This window comes from Alkalitalea saponilacus (assembly GCF_900168165.1).
GTDB classification, from domain to species: domain Bacteria; phylum Bacteroidota; class Bacteroidia; order Bacteroidales; family Marinilabiliaceae; genus Natronoflexus; species Natronoflexus saponilacus.
Genome location: NZ_FUYV01000003.1, coordinates 125,652 through 151,146, shown reverse-complemented (window position 1 = coordinate 151,146; position 25,495 = coordinate 125,652). Strand labels below are relative to the sequence as shown.

Annotated in this window: 14 protein-coding genes; 9 read left to right on the top strand and 5 right to left on the bottom strand. The window is 39.7% G+C overall.

Annotated features, from left to right (window positions below):
• Positions 1 to 30: 30 nt before the first annotated feature.
• From B5X70_RS04045 to B5X70_RS04030, 4 genes are all read right to left on the bottom strand, one after another.
• Complete coding sequence (locus B5X70_RS04045) at positions 31 to 3,321, bottom strand: SusC/RagA family TonB-linked outer membrane protein (RefSeq protein ID WP_079556685.1); 3,291 nt, start codon at positions 3,319 to 3,321, stop codon at positions 31 to 33.
• 123 nt (positions 3,322 to 3,444) lie between these two features.
• A complete protein-coding gene (locus tag B5X70_RS04040; protein WP_079556599.1) occupies positions 3,445 to 6,015 on the bottom strand; it encodes a fasciclin domain-containing protein in 2,571 nt (856 codons plus the stop codon).
• A 696-nt stretch (positions 6,016 to 6,711) separates the two neighbouring features.
• On the bottom strand, positions 6,712 to 9,465 hold the full coding sequence (locus tag B5X70_RS04035; RefSeq protein WP_079556598.1) for a glycosyl hydrolase: 2,754 nt from the start codon (positions 9,463 to 9,465) through the stop codon (positions 6,712 to 6,714).
• A 104-nt stretch (positions 9,466 to 9,569) separates the two neighbouring features.
• On the bottom strand, positions 9,570 to 11,348 hold the full coding sequence (locus B5X70_RS04030; protein WP_079556597.1) for a fibronectin type III domain-containing protein: 1,779 nt from the start codon (positions 11,346 to 11,348) through the stop codon (positions 9,570 to 9,572).
• A 687-nt stretch (positions 11,349 to 12,035) separates the two neighbouring features.
• Between B5X70_RS04030 and B5X70_RS04025 the strand changes: the two genes are divergently transcribed.
• The 9 genes from B5X70_RS04025 to B5X70_RS03990 all read left to right on the top strand — a co-directional run bounded on the left by B5X70_RS04025 (position 12,036) and on the right by B5X70_RS03990 (position 22,236).
• The gene (locus B5X70_RS04025; RefSeq protein WP_079556596.1) at positions 12,036 to 12,506 is read left to right on the top strand and encodes a GbsR/MarR family transcriptional regulator; all 471 of its coding nucleotides are present in this window, start codon (positions 12,036 to 12,038) and stop codon (positions 12,504 to 12,506) included.
• Between the two features lie 82 nt (positions 12,507 to 12,588).
• Positions 12,589 to 13,353 carry an outer membrane lipoprotein-sorting protein gene (locus B5X70_RS04020; protein WP_232468302.1) on the top strand — a complete coding sequence of 255 codons (765 nt, stop codon included), beginning with the start codon at positions 12,589 to 12,591 and terminating at the stop codon, positions 13,351 to 13,353.
• A gap of 26 nt (positions 13,354 to 13,379) precedes the next feature.
• Entirely contained in the window at positions 13,380 to 13,532 is a 153-nt protein-coding gene (locus B5X70_RS18015; RefSeq protein WP_157666506.1) for a hypothetical protein, read from the top strand.
• A gap of 89 nt (positions 13,533 to 13,621) precedes the next feature.
• Positions 13,622 to 14,311: an ABC transporter ATP-binding protein gene (locus tag B5X70_RS04015; protein ID WP_079556595.1), complete on the top strand. Its 690-nt coding sequence runs from the start codon at positions 13,622 to 13,624 to the stop codon at positions 14,309 to 14,311.
• A gap of 135 nt (positions 14,312 to 14,446) precedes the next feature.
• The gene (locus tag B5X70_RS04010; RefSeq protein ID WP_079556594.1) at positions 14,447 to 15,670 is read left to right on the top strand and encodes an ABC transporter permease; all 1,224 of its coding nucleotides are present in this window, start codon (positions 14,447 to 14,449) and stop codon (positions 15,668 to 15,670) included.
• Positions 15,671 to 15,676: 6 nt separating this feature from the next.
• A complete protein-coding gene (locus tag B5X70_RS04005; protein WP_079556593.1) occupies positions 15,677 to 16,900 on the top strand; it encodes an ABC transporter permease in 1,224 nt (407 codons plus the stop codon).
• A 180-nt stretch (positions 16,901 to 17,080) separates the two neighbouring features.
• A complete protein-coding gene (locus tag B5X70_RS04000) occupies positions 17,081 to 18,220 on the top strand; it encodes a hypothetical protein (RefSeq protein WP_143255023.1) in 1,140 nt (379 codons plus the stop codon).
• Positions 18,221 to 18,334: 114 nt separating this feature from the next.
• Entirely contained in the window at positions 18,335 to 20,257 is a 1,923-nt protein-coding gene (locus tag B5X70_RS03995) for a DUF3857 domain-containing protein (protein ID WP_079556591.1), read from the top strand.
• Entirely contained in the window at positions 20,254 to 22,236 is a 1,983-nt protein-coding gene (locus B5X70_RS03990) for a DUF3857 domain-containing protein (RefSeq protein WP_079556590.1), read from the top strand. The genes B5X70_RS03995 and B5X70_RS03990 overlap by 4 nt, the downstream gene beginning before the upstream one ends.
• Before the next feature lie 297 nt (positions 22,237 to 22,533).
• On the opposite strand, the gene B5X70_RS03985 is transcribed toward B5X70_RS03990, so the two are convergent.
• Entirely contained in the window at positions 22,534 to 25,419 is a 2,886-nt protein-coding gene (locus B5X70_RS03985) for a SprB repeat-containing protein (RefSeq protein WP_079556589.1), read from the bottom strand.
• Positions 25,420 to 25,495 lie beyond the last annotated feature (76 nt).

Below are 25,495 nucleotides of genomic sequence, written 5' to 3'. Positions count from 1 at the left end.
TCATTTGCCTGATAAAAATTTAATTCATGGTTAGAATATTGCCGTTACGCCCAAGGTAAAGTCTCTGGATCGAGGTGTATGTGATCTGTCAACTGCAATACCGCGCCAATCTGTTCCAACTTCTGGATCCACACCTGAATAATTGGTCCAAACATAAAGATTGTTTATAGTCAGGTAAAAACTTAATTGCCGGAAATAGTTCAAATTATTACTTGGAACAGAATAATTGATTGTAAGATGTCGGAATCGTAAAAATGAACCATCCTCTACAAAACGGTCACTTCCAAGCCAATTATAACCGTGTCCAAAAAGAGCTCGTGGAATTTCTGTTTCATCGCCATCTTTGCGCCAACGCCAATTCACTGCGGTGCTTTGATTGTTGTTTGTGTACATATTCTCGGCATGCATTTTTGCCTCATTCACAATCTTATGTCCGACACGAAAGTTGAAAAACGGTGTCATTCTCCAATTTCTGAAACGAATGGTGGCGCCAAAACCGCCGCTAAAATCTGGATTGGAATCTCCAAGATAAACAATATCTAATTCATCTATTGAACCATCATTATTTATGTCCTCATAAATAGCATCTCCCCCTCTAAATTGATATTGGTTACTGCGACCAAATGCGAACATCATTGGCAAAGGAACGCCATTGGCATCTAAAATGACATTTCCATTTCTATCTCGAGCAACAGGGGCACTTTCCTGAACACCTTGGATATACTCATCGTATTGGTAAACTCCCTTAAAACGGAATCCATAAATTGATCCAAACGGATTGCCTTCCTGAACACGTGTTAGATAACTACCATTTTCGAAATTAAAATCTGAGTTATAATTATCTAAAATATCATCCCTTAGTTCTACAATGGTATTAACAAAATTAGCTATGTTGAAATTAAAATCAATGGTCCAGTCATTGGCACGTATGGCATTGCTGGTCCACAGTTCAACCTCCCATCCTTTATTATCCATAGTTCCAACATTCTGCCAAGGAATTAGACCATGACCTGAGGATGAAGGAATTGACAAATCTCTCATTAATAAATCCTCAGTTCTCTGATTGTAAAAATCCAATTTCAGATTATATCTGTCATCCAGAAATCCTATATCAAACCCATAGTTTAGAGAAGTTGTTGTTTCCCAACGTAAATCTGAAAGTTGTAATGTTGATGGTCGGGTAGCACTCATATCCATGTAACTCCCATATGGAGAATAACGACTGAAATGAAGATATTCATGTACAGGTTGGTTTCCGGTAATACCCCAACTGGGTCGAATCGCCAACATACTCAACCAATTATTGGAAAAATCCATAAACATTTCATCAGAAATAATCCATTTAGCAGATACGCCGGGGAAATTTCCGTATTTGTAATTGGCTCCAAACTTAGTGCTTCCATCGCGCCTGAATACTGCACTCAAAATATACCTGGACAAATAGGAATAGTGTCCTCTCAAAAGCAATGCATTTGATCTGTAACTGTATCGATCTGTGTTGAAGTCATTAATAAAACCCAAAGCAGATGCATCCACTATTTGTCCTGAAGGTAAATTAGCAGTTGCATTTCTGTGTCTCATGTTGCTTCCGGTTGTAGCCTGAACAGAACCATAAAGCAATAAGAAATGGTTGGGATTTGCTATGTTAGGCTGCCAGGAAATATTATGGTCAGTATAGACTGTTACATTCTCCGAATCGTTATGGTCGGCAAGATTAACCCTATCACTGGTCCAAACCATATTAGATGCTTCGGCCGGCAAGAATCTAGACGTTTTGTCGTTATTCACATCAAAAGAAACAAACATGTTATAGCGCAACATCTGCCTATCAGTTCTGGGCAACATATCATACTGCAAACGGAATGTTGGCAGAATTCTATAGTTCTGTATGTTACTGGTAGCCAAATTGGCAACTGCTACTGGATTAAACATATCTCTCTGTGAAGGATGCAAATCAGAATCTCTGGAAATATTGTAATAAATATTGGTGCTATTTCCTTGTAAATCCTGTTGGTAAACACTAACGTTTGGCATCTTTCGGTAGGCCAAATCCAAAATTGTAGGAGCTTCGTTATTTTCCCGCCAGGGACGATCATGGTTAGTATATGTAAACGAGAACTCCGATATGAATCGGATCCTGTTAGAAACGGCATAATCAAGATAAGCACGTGATGATATCCTGCTTAAACTATTTCCGATTACAGTACCTTGTTCTTCCAAGAAACCCCCGGAAACTCTAAATCGAGCACGTTCACCTCCACCGGTAAGAGTAATATAATGATCATGTTTGTAACCAGTTCTGGTAACCTCATCAAACCAGTTTACATTGTTATTAAAGTTCTGATATTCAGGAAATGTCGGATCGTACATTAACTCAGGAATATTTGCTGCTGCTTCATTTTGGAACGGGTTAAAATAAGCTTGTCGTATCATCATGGTATAGTCATCACCAGTAAGCATCCTAATGCCCTGAGGAATGGTAGCCCTAGTCATACGATAAGAATACTGCACCCTTGTTGGCCCCCTGGTTCCTTCTTTGGTGCGAATTTGCAAAACCCCATTCGCGCCACGAGAACCCCAAATAGCTGTTGAAGCAGCATCTCTTAAAACAGTGATCTCCTCGATATCATCCGGATTGATACTTAACATGTTTGCAAACTGCTCTTCATTGGCACTTGAGAAGTCGAAATTAGGGTCAATGGGCTGCTCATAAGGAATCCCATTTAATACAATCAATGGTTGAGCATTAGCATTAATGGAGGCAGTTCCTCTAATTCGCATGGTTGAGCCACTTCCGGGGTCACCGGAGGAACCTACAATATCAAAACCGGGAACACGTCCCTGTAGTGCATCATCCAAGGATGTTACCTGAACGCCTTCAAACGCTTGGGAACTAATTGTAGACATTGCCATGGAAATCTCTCGTTGAGGAATCGCAAAAGCCCCGTCTGAGTAAGTACGTTCTGCAGTAATGGTAACATCCATCAACTCCTGAACCTCCTCTTGCAATTGAACATCAATTCGTCTCTGATCGCCAACTTCGATGGATTGACTGACAAAAGAAATAAAACTAAAAACAAGACGATTCTGAGGGTTTCGAACAACAAGCAGATACCGGCCATTCAAATCTGTTACCGTGGCACCTACCATCCGATTGGTATTATCAATCTCGATAACGTTTACTCCTATAAGAGTTTCACCATCGGTGGACGAAGTAACAGTTCCCTGAACCACTACATTGCTTTCCTGAGCTTGCATATAATCTCCGCAGAGAAAAAGCATGCAAAGTATGAATGTTAATGCTGAAAAATTAATCTTCATCTGATTATAATTATACATTTACCAGGGATAAACCCTATTAAAATAAATTCCATTCTCGATGTGATGTGTGGTTACTTATCACACCCTCCATTCCATTTATCATTTACTCGAATCATATCTACCTTATTCAAACCTTAACACATTATCAATTTGATGAATTACGGCTGTTGAGGAAGTTGTGATAGCCGAATTGGTAAAAAGAGTACTTTCGAGATTCACAACATTTCCTGGGTTTGAATTAAAAATATAATCCCTGGCCATGATGTTGTAAAAACCACCATCGGTTCTAACCCTGGCACTTACCACATCGATATTCTCCTCTATTTCCGTAGTAAGAACAAGATCTTCGCCACTGCTTTGAACTCTAACGCGATAATACTTATCTTGATAGGTTCTAAAAAGAGTCTCTTCATCATCAAGTTTAATGGTAGAGGTTTGAAATAACCCTGTGAAAGCTTGACCTCCTATGAAAAGTGAATTATCCTGGAAATGATATCTGATGAACCTTTCAAGTTGATCAATGGCCTCCTGACGAGAAGGTCCTTCATCCATATCTTCAATTCCCTGAATGCCCGGACGACTTACCCATGGGGATATCAATCCCTGCTCTATGGCATCATTCACCGCATCATTTGTCGGAACATAAACTGTATAGTGGAAAGTATTGAAGAATCTTGTTGAAAAATCAATGCCAAAAAAGTTATTCCCTGTTACAAAAATTCTTCTGTCAGGATCCTGTGATGTTGCAGGGGGAGGAAAACCAGTCATCAAATTAAAAAACTCGCTAAACTCAGGTGTTTCGCTCAATATAGCATAAACAGATCTAAGTGGCGTTTGAATCGGCTTATCGATAAAATATGTACGCCCATTCTCCTGATTATATATCTCTGTAACATTTACGATGGCACCATTTTCAATATCACCACCACCTTGAATTGTTAAGTTCTCGCCAGCACCCTGAATACGTATGGTATTATTTCCTTTCGTCCTGTAATAACGAGCACCTGACTCCACATCTCCAATAACAATATGAGAGTCAAGCAAATCAAGCAAACGGTTTTCTAGAAAAGAAGCAGAAGTAATCACTCTTAATGAGTCTCCCACTGTTTGTGTAAACGGATCGTACTCATATACAGTGGCATTTACAGCCTCCGTTTCGGTATTATACCAAAATTTAAGTGCCGCTTTTTGATCCATCCCAAAGGCATATGGATCGATGTAATTCTCAAAAAACTCATCGGTTGGCACAAAAAAGCTATAACGTGAAACCAGGGAGTTCAAATAGAGTCGGAAGTCGTTTCGACGAATTCCCCAATTGAATACTCTCGTGTCTTCACTAAACAAAACCGGACCGTATATAGAGATAAAATCATCGGGCGGATACACATTGCTTGTGTGATAAACAACACCATTAACTCCTACGTAAGCACTTTCAATATCAGAGGTTGAAATAGGTATTGGAGAGTTCTCTGCATCCCTCAACCGATGAAAACGAGCAGGTACCGATTCAAGAAAAGAGGTGCGCATATGTCTTCTGAGCAACAACGCGGCTATGTCATCAGGAACATTTTCCCAGTTTCCATAACGATCTTTCAGTATGGCACCACTACCACTGTTAAAATAAAACTCCATTGTTTCATCAGTAGGTGCGAAAATGGCACCCATATCAGCCTGTAATCCTGCAGAAGTAGGATTTTGATAACTATTCCAACCGGGATTAAACGGCAACCAGTATTGATCACTAATGACAGTAAGATCTGGATATTGAATCCTGCCACCAATATTACTGAAATACTCTTTTGTGTAAATGGTGTCATTAAATCCGGGGTTAATCTGGCGGTAATTATCAGTTAAATCCATGGCCGGATAAGGAGCACTAAACCGCTCAAGTAAACTTGAAAAGATTGTGGTACGTTCATTTTCTGCAATGTGTTGTGCCATATTTACTCTGGGAACAAGAACCTCCTCCAAGATATGAATGTATCCGTTTTTACAGGTGATATCCCTTTCAATAATTCTACTATCAAAAATAAAAGCATCATCGCCATTTCTCTGAACTCCGGTAATTAATTCGAAATCGCTGTCGCTGATCCCAGCTCTGCGTAAAGGTCTGTCGAGAAAATGAACAAGCGGCCAAGGAGAATCATCTTTTACAAGATAAAGACCCGATTGGCGGAATGGATCCCAGTGCGGTCCGTCAGGTAATTGCGCTCCAGATTCAAAACCTACAGTATCAAGAACTGAAATAGACGAAGCACGACGTAAAGCGGTTCCTCTGTTTAGCTGTCCGCTGCCATAGAAGTTAGCCAGCGTTTCAATTAGGTAGGCATTATCAATGGAACTAAAGTTAAGTAATATATTCTTTTGAGCTAACGAAAGTTCTTCATACCGGGCAACACCCCAAGGGTTTCCCTGAAAAAACCTCTCAAACGCTTCATCATTGGCAGCAAAAACAGTTTTACTACCTGTGCGCTTCATCACCTCAGCGTACCCAACATCATCAATAATACGCAGATAATAATTGAAATTACCATCCTCTGCGAGATAATCATAGATACTCTCACCAAGCCACTCTGGTTCCTTTTCGGTATATAGGGAATCATCCTCGCAGGAAACCATCGCAAGCATTCCTACCAGAAAAAAGAAAGCCGTTATGACATAACGAGAATTTCGTTTCCAAATTCTTTGCTTCATCTTAATATTAAAATTTAATTAAAGTATGATGATAAATACAATAAACAGACTTCTGTGACTATTGGGTGATGGGAAGGATATTGGTTCAGTAATTATGACTCTTCTGAAATTAGTGTTAAAAAAAATCTTTTTTAACACTACAAATATATTTTCTCATATCCTATATGTTTTGTAATAAATCAACATAAACTATAAGAAATTCGACAAACGCTATACAAACCTCATTTTGTGACCATTAAACAAACCCCAAAATCGAATTAATACAACCATCCGATAATAAATCTGGATGATTTCAAGTACATAACACTTTTATACAATTAGAGCAGAGTGTAAAAATCGGATCTAATTTTAAAAAAAATAGGTAATGAAATAAAAAGCGAATTCAATTATGGGTCAAAGAATGATGGAATAGTAAAAGATGAAAGTATAAAAATAATAAACCAAAATGGAATTTCATTTAAAACGACCACAGCAAAAAACAAACTTTAACACTAATCTAAAAAAATTACACCTCCCTGGATATCTTGCTGATATTTAAACAATAAGGAAAAGACAGCCTAATAAAATTGATTAAAACCTTCCGTTAAACATTAGCACAAATTCGATTATAACAATTCAAAAATTCAACGCTAGTTTAAAAAAAGCCGGGTAATCCAATGAATTGGACTACCCGGCTGAAAAATTAACACCATCAAATTATTGCTTTAAAAACTTGACAGGTTGATGATCCTCTACTTTCAGAACATAAAATCCTGATGGTAATGAGCTCACATCTATCTGGTTTATCGCAACTGTTTCAATCTGTACCCTTCCAAACATATCTACAACCTCTATTTTTGCAGGTTGATCAATATTCAAAAACAAAACCCCTCTCGTGGGATTTGGAAAAATATTTAAGCTGTTAGAGCTTTGGATTCCTCCAATACTGGTTGACTGACCGGCAGCAAAATCGATGATCATCCATGCAAACACATCGGATTGGATAGGCACTATAGCGCCGGACATCTCCCTTTGGCGTAACAAATTCACCGATCCGGTTTGAAGATTATGATGCCTTACAACAGATGCAAAATTATTATTTGTTGATTGTAATCCTGCAAAAACCCCAGGCTCAGAATATGTATTATCAAAGGTTATATTAACAGGTTGAGATGTTATTCCTGAACCTTCTTCTGAGCGCCCAACAGTGATTCTTTTACCATCAACTTCTCCGGTACCGGTTTCAATAGCCAGATAATTAATCCGCTCTCCAAACACATTGGAAGTAACTCCTTCCTCCTTTCTGATGGAAACCTCAAATCCCTCAGTGGTAATATTCCTCACCGCTACAACTGTCGCGAAATTGTTGCTATTGGACACCTGTGTACAGAATACTGCCGGAACTGTCTCAAAGGACTCATCAAATGTTACTGCCACCCAATTCTGAGTAACTCCTGTTACAGCTTTGGTTTCGGCTTTTAACCCTCCAAAATTATAATTACCTGCAACCAATGCTATGGTAGATAATTGATCAATTGAATTGAAATTTGGATTGCTGATGTAATTCCATGGATGCAAACGGAAATTAAATGAATTTACAGAAGCCGAATTGACCCTGGTTGAATATGCTACAACATTTTGGAAAGATGGAGCTCCTAACAAAACCATCGGATTTTCAGAAAATCTTTCGGCGAATATCACTCTTGACCAATCAGGGCTATTAACAGGAAATTTTCCTACCTGAATTTGTTGGTCACCCTTTGTTTGATAGAAAGAATATTCATTGGAATAAACATACCCCCCAAACATAGACTCTAAACCCAGTCGATAAGTTGTCATCCCTGAAACATTTGGATCCACAGGGTCAGCAAATGTTCGAACCGAAACATCACTGGAATTATAGATTACTTCAAAACTGCCATTCCCGGATTTCTTCTCAATAATGTAGGATTGAGATAAATCACCATTGGGATCAGTCCACGACAAACTAATGCTGTTGGACAATGTTAAATGCCTTCCTGACAATTCAGGTTTACGGTACGACCAGCTTGGAATAACTTCAAAAGCTGAATTATACCCAATAGGAGGTGTCGTACTGGCATAATATGCACCGGCAGGTGTAAACTCTCCATTTTGGAATATCTCACGATGCGCCTCTACCCAGCTATAAATAGAATATCTTTCAACAAAAGATGTGGTATCAAGAACATTAAGAATTCCTTGCAAATCGTTTAATTGTTTCTGCAACTTATCTTCCCAGAATTCAGGCCACCACTCATTGGTCCAGTTGGCTCCGTTGTTCCACTCCTTGATCCAGATTGGACGACCTCCTGTGCGCTCATGAACATGAAGAAGCCTGTCATACCATTGTCTTGGAGTCATTCCACCCCAATATGCATGTATAACAACAAAGTCAACTCGATAGTCAAGCTCATCACATTTGTCAATAAAATTAAATAGGGACCAATTGTTAAAAGGATCAGAAGTTGCCGGGGAACCAATTCTGAGTCCGGACTTCATATATTCAGGCCACATGGCCAAAGCAGCATCAAATGTCATATCAGCCTGATCGGGACGATCTGGCTCATTGAATCCCATTAAATGGGAGATATTCTGCTTGTTATTAATTTCATTCCAACCTGGCCAACCAGCATTATGCTTGTTGGGAACATATTCATAATCCAATGAAGTATTCCCTCCTGCTCCCCAGTCATAGTACCAGGTCGAATTTGTTCTTCTTACTTCATCCATATTCCAACCGGCCCATCCTTTCTTACTGACCCATTGGTGACGAAATACTCGAACAAAGGAAACCGTTCCATTTAATAGTTCAGGCATAACATCGATTTCAATATCTTCCTTATCGGCAACAAAAACCCGACTATAACCTAACCCATCAGAGTTAACAGCAAATGTTGCCTGATAACCTCTTTTAAGAATAAATGACCGAATCTCATTGTTGAAGTCACCTAAATTGTTGTGGTAAGTGTGCAAATCCAACTCACGTGATTCGCCTTCAAAACCTTCTTCGGTAAAAACAGTCAGTGGTCTAAAAGCTGATCCGTGTGGCATTAGCACAGCTCCATGCGCATAAATACCAATGCGACCGTTTACTCCATGCTGAAAAGGTTCACCATTGACAAAAATGTTTTCTATATAATTATCATTAACAACAGAAGGTTTAATATTTAAAAAGAAAACCCAACCATCCACATGATTTAAAGAGATTGTGCTGTTTACTAAAGGATTTTCATCCGCAGTAATATGCAGCTCATAAGGTTGATGCAAAACACGGTTTTCATTCTCAAGAAATTCAACTACTTCAGGAGTAATGGCCATGGACGAGAACATCAGTAAAAACATCGGGATAGTAAAAACCAGTTTTAGTTTGTTTCTGACTGATACTATATTATTTAAGGAGAAAAGTTTTAATAATACACCTTCTCCTATGGAAAAGTAATGTCTGCTCATTTGAAAATATTTATTTAAGTTACTGGTTTAACGTTTCATAAGAATATAAATCTATGATAATATTGCTGTTTCTTGGAGGGCAAACCATAGTTGGTGATAATAAACTACCAGTTACCCAAACCATCCAAAGTCATAGAATAAACTATTTTACAATGGTTTATAAGATCCTGTTCTGAACTATATTCATGATAAAAATTTAATCCATAAGGCCAGAAATGTGCAGCATCTCCATTTATTCTCGCAGTTGCATTTCCTGTAAGATATCTTAGCATCGATGTGGCATTAGCACCTTGGTAAACCCCTCCAACAATCAGATTACTCCTCCAATGATTTGTTGTTCCTACCCCTACAGTATGAGCAATTTCATGCATAGCAGTTACCTTTTGCATGGTATTTTTGTTCCCAAAGCGAATGGTTCCGTTAAAGTTACCATCAGCTGTTGGAACATCGGGATTATAATATACATTAAGATGTTTTTCAAAAGCGGTATACTTATTATAATAATATAATGCCTCATCCATAGCAATTGTGATCCGATCGTACGCATCTAACTCATCTGCCGTTGGGTTAGCTGATCGGTGTAAAGTATAAGTAACATTTGCTTTATTAGTAGTAAAGGTAATTTCAGATCCATAAGCGATTCCTTCCCCATTGATGGCAAAACCTCTTACATAATATTTTGTATTCGGTTCAAGCCACTCAATTCTTGTTCGATAAGTTCCAGTTCCTTCACCTTCTATTATATGATTGTTCTCTATTGTAGGATTGGGCTCTTTGCTCCAGGACACTCCGCGGCTGGTAACAGGTGAACCTCCATCATTTGGAACACGTCCTAAATAGTTGGCAGTGATACCTGTTTGGCTCTCAATTCCTCCAGCAAAAACCCGGGCCAGTTCAGCAGCATCTGTTTCAATCTCCATTTCTTCACCATAACTAACGCCTGTGCTGTTAATAGCAAAAGCACGGAAATAATAAGTTGTAGAGCTATTTAAGCCGCTTACTGTTGTAACAAACTCTCCGACACCATCATCCTCATCCTCAACAAATGAATCGTCTATCTCAGGCATGCCAGTTGTATTCCAGCAAACGCCCCTTGAAATAACCGATGTTCCCATATCATCTTCTATTAAAGCTCTAATCTTTACAGAATTGGCAGCAACTTCTATAATTTCTGATTGTCCAATTTTTGCTACTTCTGTTTCAAGGGTACTAAAAGAGTATTCCTCTCCATAAATTACTTCTGCATCAATAATCGCATAAACCCGTACATAATATGTCTTTCCACTTTCAAGATCGGATAAATCAACAACAAAGGAGCCTTCCTGGTCTATCGCCTCACCCTCCACTCTATTAGATTCGAGGTCAGGAGTTGTGTCAAGATCCCAAACTATGCCATACTCTTCCAAATCGAAACCTTCATTTACTTTTACGGCGGCAATAACTCTGGCAGATGCATATGAAACATCAGTAACATCTTCTACCAAAATTTTACTGGTGGGACTTTTGTCTGTAATAAAACTTACATCATCGCTGTATGCTATGCCTATTTCGTTAATAGCAAAAGCTCGGACAAAATACTCTGTTCCGCTTTGAAGTGAAGTGATCTCAACTGAAAAAAGTCCATCAGGACTTATTTCTGAACCTTCTATATACGAATTATCGATATCAGGTGAAGGATTAACATCCAGGTAAACACCATAACTTATAACAGAAGAACCGCCGGTGGAGATGATTTGTCCTAAAACTGTTGCCGAAGAATTGGAAATATTACCAACCTCCAACGCAGCAACAACCGGTAACGATTTGGAGTCCTTATCATCAGAACATCCAAAGGAAATAAATATAAATGCTAAACCTAAAAACACTAAAAAAAGACTTCTCATATGATGATTAATTTAAAAATTTAAACAAGTGCTTATTTATAAAAACCGGAGCATACATTTTTTATAGTTTTTAACATTTCAAAAATAACATTTGAATTCTATTCTGGATATAACAAAAAAAACAATCAATAACACAAATTTGATGTGCTATCGAAAACAAGATCTATTCACACATGCTGATTAATTGAGATGCTGTGCAATTAAATTGAAAAGTGAAAAATTAATATATCAGGTTTATTCTATGAATGGAGTAGTGGTGGAAAGATGATATGCATCTAACCATATTGAAATTGGCCATCAATTGATAAGTGGAGTTTATATCCTAACCATTACGCAGGACATCGGCAGCAAAAATGTGAAGGGGGTAAAAATGTAGCCTTGTTCATTTAGCTTAAGGCTCCTAACCTGCTTAATTCATAATATTTAAATTGAATCTCTAATTGGTTATGAATAAAAATGGCTAATCACCATTTAGTTGATAAGATTTTATCCACAAAGATCATTAGGTATTTCCCTAATAGCCTTTGTTTTTTGATGTGGCTATGACCAAATCAATTGTAAGAAAACAATTAAAACATCTCAATCGTCAGGAATCAATTTTTAACATCGTTTTTTTAGTTCTTTTATTGCAGAACTCAAAAATATATTATATATTTGTACCATTATTAAAATACGAAGAATAGAAATATGTCGACAATAAACGATAGAAGCGCATACATTGAAGAGACAGGCCTGCTGTTTGAAACATTTGGGATGACACGAATGGCAGGAAGGATACTTGGCTACCTGATGGTAACAGATAAAGAAATGGTGTCTTTTGACGAACTCACGCAGGTCTTACAGGCCAGTAAAAGCTCCATCAGCACAAATGTTAAGGCAATGACTCAAACCAAATTCATAAAACCAGTCAGTGTTCCCGGTGACCGCAAAACTTATTACATGTTATCGGATGACATTTCATGGGTAGAACTGTTTTATCAACGCACAGAACAACTCAAATACCTGAAGGCGCTGTATGAAAAAGGATTAAATCTCAGATCCAATAAAAAAGACAAATCATCGGTTTGGCTCGAGAATGCCATAGAGTTCTATGACTGGATTATATTAGAATTTCCGGAAATATTGAAAAAATGGCAGGATTTTAAAAGCAATAAATAGTCATACGACTATTTATTTATACATACAGTTCTTTATTCACCGAACCTATAGAATCTAAAAAACCACATAAACAGAAAATAATATGAGAAAAGAGATGAAACTTACAAAAATGATTCTGGCAATATGCTTAATTCTTCTTACGGTTTCTTCAACCGCTGCTCAGAATCCGAAAGAGATCATCCGTCGTATGGAGGACAACATGCGAGGGGATGCATCATTTAGCGAAATGACCATGAAAACGGTTCGTCCCCGATACACACGCGAAACCACAATGAGATCTTGGGCATTAGGCGATGATTACTCGTTAATACTCGTAACAGCACCAGCACGTGATCAGGGAACCTCTTTTTTAAAACGTGGTAACGAAATATGGAACTACGTACCCAACATTGACCGAACAGTAAAAATGCCTCCCAGCATGATGTCTCAATCGTGGATGGGGAGTGACTTTACCAACGACGATTTGGTGCGGGGCACTTCATCTGTTGATGATTATGACCACAAACTGTTGGGCAGCGAAACTATTGAAGGTATTGAGTGCTATAAAATTGAAATGATCCCCCACCCTGAAACTCCGGTGGTTTACGAGAAAGTGATATACTGGGTGAGCAAAAACAACTATTTGCCGGTAAAACTTGAAAACTATGATGAATACCAGGAATTGGTCAGCAGTATACGCTTTCGTGAAGTAAAAAAAATGGGAGGAAGAGAAATTCCATCGGTTATGGAAATAATTCCTCACGATAAGGATGGTCACAGAACCATTATTACCACACACAATATGGACTTTACAATAACTTTGACCCGTGATTTCTTTTCACAACAAAATATGCGAAATGTGAGATAACTCAAACTCTAATTAAAAGATTAAAAATGAGCACAATTTATAAAACAGGCTTTAAAAACCTTAGACAACTCAGAAATATGAATCCAATTGAAATGGGTGTGTTTGTCACACTTCTCATTCTGGCACTGATTATTGCTTATATAACAATTGGCCTAAAAGAAATAATATCTGATCATTAAAATATAGATGATTAGAAACTTAGATTAAAGACAGAATAGATGAGAGAATAAAAAGAACCACAGATATTTAGAAACTAAAAGATATACGGATGAAAACAGTCATAAAAACCACCAATCTTCAAAAGATATACAACAATTCCGTGGCGCCTGTTAAGGCGGTAAACAACATCAGTCTGGAATTTCAGGAAGGAGAGTTTACAGCTATTGTAGGCCCTTCCGGCAGCGGCAAAACCACGTTTCTGAATTTAATTGGAGGGTTGGATAAACCAACCGGGGGCGAAATATACATTGATGGGACTGAAATCTCCACCATGAAAGAGAGCGAGCTATTCGATTTTAGATTACGAAACATTGGTTTCGTGTTTCAATCGTACAATCTGATTCCGGTGCTTACTGCCAAAGAGAATGTCTCTTTTATTATGCTTTTGCAAAAACGCTCCAAAGCCGAAATGGAACAAAGGGCAACGGAGATGCTTGAGCAGGTTGGTTTGTCCGACAAGCTTAATTCACGACCAAATCAGCTTTCAGGTGGACAACAACAAAGGGTTGCTGTGGCCAGAGCGCTGGCTTCCAAACCAAAATTTGTACTCGCCGACGAACCGACAGCCAACCTCGACACCGAATCGGCATTTAATCTGTTGGATATCATGGAAAAACTCAATAAAGAAGAGAACATCACCCTGATTTTCTCTACGCATGATCAGCGGGTTATTGAGCGCGCGGGAAGAGTCATCACTTTGGTGGATGGAAGTGTGAGTAAGGATGAGGTTATAAGTTAAATGTTTGAAGTTTAAGGTTTAAAGTTGAAGGGTTGAGGGTTGAGAGTTGAGAGTTGAGGGTTGAGATGGATTACAATATTCAGAAAACCATAAACCCAAAACATTGAACCTTGAACATATTTAAAATATAATAGCATGAAGATTCTATTAATACTTGCCTGGCGCAATCTCTGGCGCAACAAAAAACGGACATTGATCACCATCAGTTCGGTATTATTTGCCGTATTGTTGGCTACGCTTTTTGTCTCAATGGAGAAAGGATCCTACGAGCGTCTGATTGACAGCATGGTGAAATACAGCACCGGCTACATACAAATTCAGGACATCCTATACGATGAGGAACCATCCATTGACCATACTCTATTATTCGACGAAGAGATAGAAGAGATTCTGAATAAGTACGAAGAACAAATTGCCTACCATGTTCCACGTTTACAAAACTTTGTACTGGTTGCCACTGAAAACAATACCCGGGGCAGCATCCTCAATGGCATAGATCCGGAACTGGAAATAAAGATGAATGACTTAAATGAAGACGTTGTAAAAGGAGAATTCCTAAAACCCAACGATAATGGTCTGATGCTTGCTGAAGGCCTGGCCGGCATTCTGAATGTTACCGTGGGTGATACGCTGGTGCTTCTCGGACAAGGCTTTCATGGCTCCACCGCCGCCGGAACCTACCCAATTAGAGGGATTGTTGACCTGAAAATTCCTGATATCAACAACAACACCATTTATATGTCGCTCAGTGAAGCACAGTGGTTTTACGGAACAGATAACCGGGTAACCTCCCTTATTATCATGCCGGAAAACCCCGCACGTACACAACAACTGGCAGAAAGTCTCAGAAAAGTGATTGATCCTGAGTGGCACCGAGTATTGACATGGGAGGAGTTGCTAGAAGACCTGCTCAACTTAATGAAGTTTGATGTTGCGGGAACCATGGTCATGATGATGATTCTCTACATTGTAATAGCTTTTGGGTTGTTCGGAACCATTCTCACCATGCTCATTGAACGACGTAAAGAGTTCGCGCTGCTCTTTTCTCTTGGGATGAAACGGGCACAGGTTGCCATCGTTTGCTTTTTTGAAGCCTTATTTATCTCTATGGCGGGCGTTATACTCGGAATCATCATCTCAATTCCGGTTGTGGCGTGGTTTTACCACCACCCCATCCCTCTCTCAGGAGATATGGCCGAAGCCATTGCAGATTATGGATTTGAACCCGTGTTGCCATTTTCGGCAGATCCCACCATATTTATAAATCAGGCACTAATTGTACTTATTATCTCTTTCCTGATTGGGTTATTCCCGGTCTACAAGGTTTTCAGGATCAACATAATGGAAGCTAAAAAATAAATCAGCATGAAGACACTACTTATCATATCGTGGAGAAATATATGGCGTAACCCTCAACGCAGTTTTGTAATGATTGTAGCGATCATGGCCGGGTTGTGGGGCGGCCTTATGGCCGCATCCCTGGCGCAGGGACTAATGAATCAACGTTTCAGAACCGGCGTGGAACAGGAGTATTCTCACCTCCAAATTCATCATCCCGAATTCATCAAACAGGACAATGCAAAATATGTGATTGATAAGCGGGAGGAACTTTCAAATCATCTTGACAATGATGAGCTGGTAGCAGCCTGGAGTGGCCGAACCATTGTTAGTGGAATGATGGGCACCGCAACTTTGACCAGTGGTGTAACCATAAAAGGAATCGACCCCGAAATGGAAGCTCAAACCACTTTTCTGGATAAAAACATCATAGACGGCTCATATTTAGAAGAATCAGCACGTAATCCCGTGCTGATTGGCCGAAGTCTGGCGGAGAAAACAAAAACCCGTCCCGGATCACGCATTGTTCTCACATTCCAGGATCTGGAAGGGGAGCTCGCATCAGCTTCATTCAGGGTATCGGGTGTTTTTCAAACAGCCAACTCCTATTTTGACGAAACCAATGTGTTTGTGTTAAAACAGGACATTGGCCAGTATCTGGGAAAAGAGATGGTTGTAAATGAAATTGCCATCGTTCTGAACGATTTGGATCAGGTATCAGAATTTGCAAGAACCTACGCTTCGAAATATCCTGAACTGGAAATCAGAACCTGGTCGCAACTGTCGCCCCAACTGGCATTTTACAATGAACTGGGCAGCACCATGTTCATGATCATTCTGATGATTATACTTATGGCGCTGGCTTTCGGACTGATGAACACCATGCTGATGTCGGTGATTGAAAGAATCAGAGAACTTGGCATGTTGATGTCCATTGGAATGAGCAAGAGAAGGGTGTTTGTGATGATTTTACTGGAAACTACTTTCCTGACTCTCACCGGAGCGTTTGGAGGTATGTTGGTGGGATATACAACGGTACATATTTTTCAGAACAAAGGAATAAATCTGGGGAATGTTGGGGGTGATTCACTTACCGACTTTGGTTTTGAACCCATCATTTATCCCGAACTGGCACCGTCCTATGGCTTGATTTTACCCATACTGGTAATTATAACAGCATTTGCAACGTCCATATATCCTGCATTAAAAGCCATCAGACTAAAACCGGCGGAAGCGGTCAGACAGGAATAAATAAATGAATTGATGAGAAAGGTTTGACGTTTAAGGTTGGGGTTGGATGGTTTATTGTTTAAGGTTTGGAAGCATGGAATTGCCTCCGGTTTCCCCTTCCTCCTTCTCTCCTTGTTACCTTATCACCTTTTTCTCCGGTCTCCGGATAAAAAAGCGCTTTTCAAAAAAAACTATTTGAATATGAAAATAAAACCAATCATACTGTTCATATTTATCACAACTTTCAGTTGCTTAACGGCAACTGAAAACATCACCATAAGAGGTTATGTAAAAGAGATGCCGGGTGTAAGGCTCAACAACAGCTTTTCTGATCCGGCTTTCGATAATATCATCCATAATCGTTTAAACTTTAGATGGGATTTGAACAACCACATGCGGTTTGTCGTTGAGGGACGAAACAGGATGATATACAATCCATTGTTTGCGGACTATCCTTTTTTTGCTGATATATTGGCGGAAGATGATGGATTAATGGATTTATCGTGGAATTGGATGAATAGAGGCCGATGGGTTGGAAATTCAGAAGTGGACAGGTTGTACCTGGATTACAGGTACAACGACTGGCAGTTCCGTCTGGGCAGGCAACGCATCAACTGGGGAATCAATCTGGTGTCGAATCCAAACGACTTGTTTAACACCTATTCATTTTTTGATTTCGATTATGAAGAGCGTCCCGGAGCCGATGCTGTCAGAGTTCAGTACAACATGGGCTTTGCATCGCGTGTGGAAGCGGCTTACAGTCCCGCTCGCGATGGACGTGAAAGTGTTGGAGCTCTGATGTGGGTCACCAATCACCGGGGTTACGACCTACAGCTATTGGCCGGATATTATCGCCACCGTAGTGCATTTGGTTTTGGATGGGCAGGAAGTATCGGCGGTGCAGGATTTAAGGGTGAAGCCACGTGGTTTCAGGATTTGGACAACAGCAGCACCAACAAAGTTGTGGCTGCAACCGGGGTAGATTACATGTTTTCCAACGGCACTTTCGGAGTGTTGGAATTTCTATACAACGGAGGTTACCGACCATTGGGAAGTGCTGCACTGTTGCTGAATCAGCCGCTTTCGGCAGATAACATCATGTTCTCAGAATACGCCATCACACTCAGCCTGCAACATCCTTTCTCGCCGGTATTTTCTGGCGGTATGGCCGTTATGTCGCTTCCCGACCAGCAATCATTCTTTGTTTCACCATCCTTATCCTACTCCCTCATGACCAACTGGGATTTGGATTTCATTTCTCAAATTTTTGCGGGAGGAAAAAACACCATTTTCGAAGAGGCCGGCTCGGCATGGTATTTGGCGTTGAAGTATTCGTTTTGAAGGGTAAGTCATTCATTGAATAAATGCAGCAATTGGTCAAATTCCAAAATTCTTCGAGAGAGTATTTACGGAAAATTTATATATTTGAAAAAAATATAAAATTTCCGTAAATATATGTTAAGCTTATTTAGAATTAGTCTAATAAGCGTCTTTTGGATTATTAGCTCTCACCTATTCGCACAGGAATTAGCTGTAACCCATATTCCGGAGGAATTAAAAAAAGATGCGAATTCTGTTATTCGTTATTTCAACCACTCGGTTGAAATAACTCCCAGATACCAAATGAATGAAACCATTGAATGGGCTGTGACCATTTTCAATGCATCAGGCAACTATCACATGATGCCGGGGGGCTTTTACAACAACAACAGCCGAATTCGAAAAATGCAGGCAACAGTTTATGATGCCAATGGAAGGCAAATCACAAGACTTAGGAAAAGAGATATTCATGATGCCAGTGTTGTTACTTCTTCCAATTCTTTTACCGATCATCGAATCAAATACTTCGACTATTCTCCCGGCAGGTATCCATATACCATCGTTTTTAGAATGGAATACAGCGGTGGAAATACTGCGTTTATACCTATTTGGCGACCAATACAAAGCAGTAATCAAAGTGTAGAGAAGAGTTCTTTTCAACTCAATTACCCATCAGAGTGGAAATTAACAAAAAGCGAAAGATTATTTGAGGAATACCAGATAGAACGGGAACATCTAAGTGGAATTTACAAAGCATCTGCAAAATCAATTCCGGTCATTAATGAGGAGTCAAATGCACCTGCTTATGGCCTCATGCTTCCAAGCGGCAGGTTATCGCTCAACCACTTTCAACTTGAGGGGTACAAAGGCAAAGCTGAAACCTGGCAAGAATTTGGTAAGTGGTACTACAACAATATGCTGAAAGGGCGGGACAATGTTCCTACAAGCACCATTCGTGAAATAGAGTTAATTAAATCGCAAGTGGGCAATGACACCATAGAAATGGCTCGCCGAATTTTTGAAATGGTGCAATCCAAAACCCGTTATATCGACGTTGCCATAGGAATTGGTGGCTGGAAGCCATTAACAGTAGAAACTGTAGATCAGATGGGTTATGGTGATTGCAAAGCACTTTCATTTTATACCATGGCTCTGTTCCGTCAGGCCGGTATTCCGGCCTACTATTCCATAGTTCATGCCGGGAACAGACCGGTGGACATAGACACTTCCCAGGTAGCAATACAAGGAAATCACATTATTGTATGCGTTCCACTAGCTGATACAACACTCTGGGTTGAAACTACAGACCAATCCATACCTTTTGGATTTATCGGAACCCATTCAGACAATCGAAAAACATTGGTAATAAAAGATGATGGTGCCATTGTGAAGAGAACCACCATTTACCCCGACACCCTGAATCTAAGGAAATCACAAGCAAATATAATTCTCCTCGAAGATGGCACAATTGAAGCATCTGTAAAGATAAGATCGTACGGCATTCGTTATGATAGAAAATACCTTTTGCTAAATACCAGGCAGTCAGATTTGGAAGAGATGTATAAAAAAAGATGGAGCTATTTCCAAGGGATGACCGTTAAAAACATCGAACTGAACAATGACAAAATCAGCCTTTCTTTTGAAGAAGCAATGGACATAGAGGCCAGATCTTATGGATCGAGAAGTGGAGACAGAATTCTAATACCTTCAGGATTCTTTAGCCGCAATCAATATATACCTCCAAGATACCCAGAAAGAATAAATCCCTTAGTTATCGACCGAGGTTATATCGACCAGGATCAGTTTAAATTCATCATTCCCGAAGGATATGAAATTGAGGCCATCCCAAATATCGACAAAATTGAAACAAAGTTTGGAGTCTATCACCTTACCATAGAAAAAGAAGACGATCGAACGATAATTATTAACCGCTACCTCTGGGTAAAAAGTGGAACATTCAAACCAGAACTTTATAGTGATTACCAACAATTCAGGAGAAGTGTTGCCAGCCTTGATCAATCCAATATAGTACTCATTAAAACAAACCAACAACCATGAAACTTCATCTGGCTCTCATTCTTTTTTTCATCGCAACATCCAGCCTATCACTGGCAAACGAACCCAATGTTAGATTCAGGAGAATTCCAAAAGAAGATCTGAAACAAACATCTCATCCATTGGATCCCGAGGCCGAGGCAGCCATACTCTATCAATCCTGTAGACGAAGTATCACTTATAATCGGTCTGTTGGATTTCAATTGAGAACACGATTACATCAAAGGATTAAAATATACACTCAGGATGGACAATCGTGGGGTGACTTTGACATACCTTATTCAAAAGATGCGCAATTTGCCAGATTCAGAGCATACACTTACAACCTGGAAGATGGTAAAGAGGTTGAAATCAGACTTAACAATAGAGATATTTATACCGAGGATGTTTCACAATTTACTAATCTACGCAGATTTGCCATGCCAGGAGTTGTGGCTGGATCGATAATAGATATTGACTATGAAATCGTAGAGCCCGCCCGATCTTCTTTTCAGCCTTTTATTAAACAACACACCATCCCTGTTGACTATTCTGAATACATCGTTGATATCCCTGAATATTTTATCTTTAACAGATCAACCAAAGGACTACCTCTAATTATGGATATTCAGAATTCTGAATATAATGAAGGAGAAACATTCATCGACTCTTCAGGAAACTCATATCGAGTAACCTTTAAAGTAAGCAGAGACAACTATATTGCTCACAATGTACCTGCTCTTCGACCAGAACCATTCGTTCCATCAATGAGTAATTACCAGTCAGCAATTACGTATGAGTTATCGGAGCTCCATCCCCCTCACAGTCGGACAATAAGCTTTTCAAGAACCTGGGGTGACATCGTAAGGTCATTAATGGAGGACAGGAATTTTGGAGGACAAATTACAACCAGAATTCGTGAAACAGAGTCATTCTTGGCAGAGATCACTGACTTACCGGAAATAGAGAGAATTGAAAAAATTTACTACTATGTACGTGACAACCATGAGTGGAATGGGAATTACGGAGAATTGGCACAAAATGGTGTACGAAATCTACTTTCAGAGAGAACTGGAAATATAGGAGACATAAATCTCCTTCTGCTAAACATGCTAAAAAGTTCGAATATCGACGCGAAGCCAGTTGTTATGAGCTCCAGAAACAATGGTTTTCTCAACCTTGCTCACCCAACATATCAACAACTTAACTATCTGATAATTGCCATTCAAAGAGAGGAGAACATGATGCTTTTAGATGCCACAGATAAAAACATGTTGGTTGGTTATTTACCGCTAAGAGCGCTGAACCTGGATGGCATTTTAATAGAAAGCAGTAATTCGGGAAAAAGAATTGAAATCGAAAACCCAAATAAGGGTTCAAAGCAGACAATCGCAATCATACAATTAAATGATGATTTAACAATTAATTGTACAGCTAGATTAACCTATTTGAATCATTCTTCTATCGTAAAAAGATCACAAATTCGCAGCCATCAAAATGAAGAAGAATACATAAAGAGTTTAATGGATAAACACCCATCGATTGATATAACTTCATACAACGTTGAAGGATTAAAAGACATATCAAACCAAGTTGTTGAAACATTTGAATTTACCAGTAACGGATATATTGAACAAATTGGAGATATGTTGTATATCTCACCTCTGCTTTTATGGCAAACCGATGAGTCACCATTTAAATCTGAGAAGAGAGAGTTTGCTGTGTTTTATCCCGATGCAGGAATTGAGACCTACCTGATAACATTCCAAACCCCTGAAGGGTATAAGATTGAATCAACGCCTCAACCAGTTCAGATGATTCTGCCGGAGAACATCGGCAGCATGCTTTATAATATTTCCATTTCTGATAATACAATTCAGATTCATTATAGATACATCCGCAACGAAACAATTGTATCTCCATCAAATTATGAATACCTGAGAGACTTTATGATTCATAAAATTGAGAAACAAAACGAAAGGATTGTTTTGAGGAAGATCTAAACATAGAGGTATGATGACTATATCAAGGATCATCCCACAGAATTTCAAACAATGAATTTCTCACAACCAAGAAGTGCTTTTATTTTTTGATAGCACCGAAAGGGAATCTCATCATTGTGGAGTGTAATAATTAAAGAATAGCATCGGACTGCTGTCACAAATATCAAAAAATGAGGTATTCCGATACAAATCGGAATACCTCACCAAATTTCGTAATTATATCAATGACTGAATCACGCTATCCAAGGCAATTTCTCTATTCTTTTAAGAGCGATTGCTTGGGCTGCTAATCCCGTATTAATTAACTATCCTCAACAATTTTCCATCCTTTTTATCGTGACCTGTAACCATTTGATAGAATAAAATTTTATCGTTGCCATTGCCGCTGAATTTAGTTCGATAGACAACACCTTTACGCATTTTACCATCAAAAATGGTTTCTACCGGAACACCTGCCTGGTTATAAATGATTAGTTTTCCATGGGTGTCAACTTTGGATTCAAACTCAAACCAAGTGTCGTCAGCCGAAGGATTTGGATAGGTTATCATTTGAAGATACCCTGCGTTTACCGTATTAACTTCTGAGCTGAGTTCAACAATTTCAAGACATCTTCCGGCTTTGAATGCCACCAAAAATAAACCTGAATAGAACTCTGTGGCATCACAAAGTTTAAATGATACGGTAAAGCTGTCGCCGGCAGTTTTTCCAAAGCCCTTTATTACGTCAATTTTAATTCCATTTAAACCCGATTTTGGGTCTGTGAGATTGATTTCCTGTTTCCAATTCCGAGAATTGGAAACTTTGTATGCTGTATATCCATCCAAATCAATCACCAAATGAGATAAATCGTATCGACAACTACCATCGGTAACAAAAGTTAATTCATACTTCTCACAGTTCTTATATGAATCAGTAATTATTACTTTATCCAACCAAATGCAGCCCGTCATGCACCCGGAATCAGGCTGGTCTCCAGTATCATCTCCATTATCATCGGGATTTCCTCCATCACCGGGTTCGTCTCCGTCTGAGTCAGAATTGTCACCATCACCGGGTGTTCCCGGGTCATCATCGTTCCCGGCATCATCAGTGGAACATGTTAACTCGATGGAATCGAAAGCTTCACACCCGTTGGGCGAAGTAACCATTAAGCTGATTACAGCACTTCCGGTTCCTGCAATATACTGCAACGTAGTTGCAGTATAATCTGTAATCACCCATCCGGATGATTCCGAATCGATCATCCATTCATACCCTTCAACATTACTCACTTCGGCATAAAGCCAATTATCAATACTTTCACATTCAGGATTATTAGAAGACAAAATATTTACCTCGGGCATTGTTATCTCATCTATAACAAAAGACGAAAAAGCCTCACAACCCATGGCATCCACCACATGAATTTCATAAGATCCCGAAGAAAGGTTTTTCTCAAGTACGGCTTCTTCAGTTCCATTCCAATATATGGTATATGGTTCAGTTCCGCCGGTTACAAGGAGCTTGGCAACACCCGATTGTGGATTAAAACAGTCGGGTTGGATCACCTCAACATTCAGGTTCAGTGCCTGCTCCGAAAGGTTGACTGAGATGTTTTCACTTGCGGTACACCCCTTCTGGTCGGTGACGGATATCAGGTAATTTCCATCGGCGTCAATCGTGAAATGAGAGTCTGTTAATTCTCCATTGAGGTAAAATTGGTAAGGAGCCTCTCCCCCTTCGGCTGACAAATCAACCGTAACGGATCCGCTGGCATCACAGGACAGAGAACTCAACGCCACATTCAACTGCACGGCATTATCCGCCTGAATATTTACCTGTTGTGATATTTGACAGCCATTTGCATCTGTAACCAATACAGAATACTGACCGGCAGAAAGGTTTTCAACTTCCAAACCCGTATCACCGGTACTCCAACTTGCGGTATAAGGTGCTGTTCCATTATTTGGGATGAGAACGGCAGAGCCGCCTTCCCCCTGACAATCGGCGTGGGTAACCTGCACTGAGGTGTAAAACACTTCTCTGGTTATCATAAAAGAGCGAGTCTGAGTACAACCTTCGGCATCGGTTACCGTCACGCGGTAAGATCCGGTTCTTAGTCCGCTCAGATTCTGCGTTGTAGCGCCATTCGACCATTGAAAACTATATGGCTCGGTGCCACCTGTGACATTGATATCGATGGTTCCGGCATTGGATTCGTGACAAGCAGGGCGATTGGTGACTCCCGTAATTTGAATGGGCGACTGGCTGTTCACATAGTAGGAACGTGAAACAGTACACCCCGCTTCATCCGTAACCGTTACAGTGTAACTCCCCGCTTCCAGATTATAAATATTTGCACTTTCGGCTCCATTACTCCATTGGAACTGGAAATCCCCGGTTCCTCCGGTAACATTCAGTTCAATCTGTCCGTCGGCTTCAGTGCATGTGGCCGGTAGGTAAGAAGCTGAAATATTAATGAGGGAAGGCTGAGTTACCTCCTGAGAAAGCTCAATGGAATTACCGGCGGCATCTGTAATCAAAACTGAATAATGACCTGCCGGAACATTTTCCAAAACGGCTGTCTCAGCACCATTTTCCCATAAATAACTGTAGGGTAATTCTCCACCGGAAACTTCAACCAACACGGAGCCATCAGATGCTCCGTAACAACTGACATCTGTCGCTGAGATTTGAGCATCCAGTTCAACCGTTTCATCAATAATATCGGGAATGATTTCTTCATAATATACACACCATGCTGCTTTATAAGAGACCTGAAAACCATTCAGGATTGTTTCCAGACATTCAGCGTCTCCACAAACTGTATATGTGAGGATGAATGACCGGGGCTTTCTTTTCTCTCCAATTCCCTTGATATCGTCCACTTTTAAGCCACGTACACCCGTTGTGGGGTCGGTGATGATGTACTCCATTTTCCAACCACCGCTGTTCCATGCTTCGGATACAGTACCGCATGGAATGGCTACCACAAAATGTGAAAGTGCAAACTTGCAGGTTTTATCTGCATGAATTTCCAGAGATATGGTTACACAATCATCTGTTTGCTCTATGGAGATTATTTCTGTGGAGAAACACTCAACACATTTATCTTTTTTATTTGTGGCCTGCAACACTGTAGATAATAAAATCACAGCCAAAAAGGCACAAAACCGGGGTATCCAATAGTTCATCCTCTTCATTTTCAGCGTGGTTTAAATTGGTAATTTTTATACGCTGAATAGGGTTGAAGGTTTCGTTAGTCAAACAATTATTGTG

Coding starts and splice junctions, on each gene's coding strand:
- B5X70_RS04045 (WP_079556685.1), bottom strand. CDS start 3,321: ATGAAGATTAATTTTTCAGCATTAACATTCATACTTTGCATGCTTTTT.
- B5X70_RS04040 (WP_079556599.1), bottom strand. CDS start 6,015: ATGAAGCAAAGAATTTGGAAACGAAATTCTCGTTATGTCATAACGGCT.
- B5X70_RS04035 (WP_079556598.1), bottom strand. CDS start 9,465: ATGAGCAGACATTACTTTTCCATAGGAGAAGGTGTATTATTAAAACTT.
- B5X70_RS04030 (WP_079556597.1), bottom strand. CDS start 11,348: ATGAGAAGTCTTTTTTTAGTGTTTTTAGGTTTAGCATTTATATTTATT.
- B5X70_RS04025 (WP_079556596.1), top strand. CDS start 12,036: ATGTCGACAATAAACGATAGAAGCGCATACATTGAAGAGACAGGCCTG.
- B5X70_RS04020 (WP_232468302.1), top strand. CDS start 12,589: ATGAGAAAAGAGATGAAACTTACAAAAATGATTCTGGCAATATGCTTA.
- B5X70_RS18015 (WP_157666506.1), top strand. CDS start 13,380: ATGAGCACAATTTATAAAACAGGCTTTAAAAACCTTAGACAACTCAGA.
- B5X70_RS04015 (WP_079556595.1), top strand. CDS start 13,622: ATGAAAACAGTCATAAAAACCACCAATCTTCAAAAGATATACAACAAT.
- B5X70_RS04010 (WP_079556594.1), top strand. CDS start 14,447: ATGAAGATTCTATTAATACTTGCCTGGCGCAATCTCTGGCGCAACAAA.
- B5X70_RS04005 (WP_079556593.1), top strand. CDS start 15,677: ATGAAGACACTACTTATCATATCGTGGAGAAATATATGGCGTAACCCT.
- B5X70_RS04000 (WP_143255023.1), top strand. CDS start 17,081: ATGAAAATAAAACCAATCATACTGTTCATATTTATCACAACTTTCAGT.
- B5X70_RS03995 (WP_079556591.1), top strand. CDS start 18,335: ATGTTAAGCTTATTTAGAATTAGTCTAATAAGCGTCTTTTGGATTATT.
- B5X70_RS03990 (WP_079556590.1), top strand. CDS start 20,254: ATGAAACTTCATCTGGCTCTCATTCTTTTTTTCATCGCAACATCCAGC.
- B5X70_RS03985 (WP_079556589.1), bottom strand. CDS start 25,419: ATGAAGAGGATGAACTATTGGATACCCCGGTTTTGTGCCTTTTTGGCT.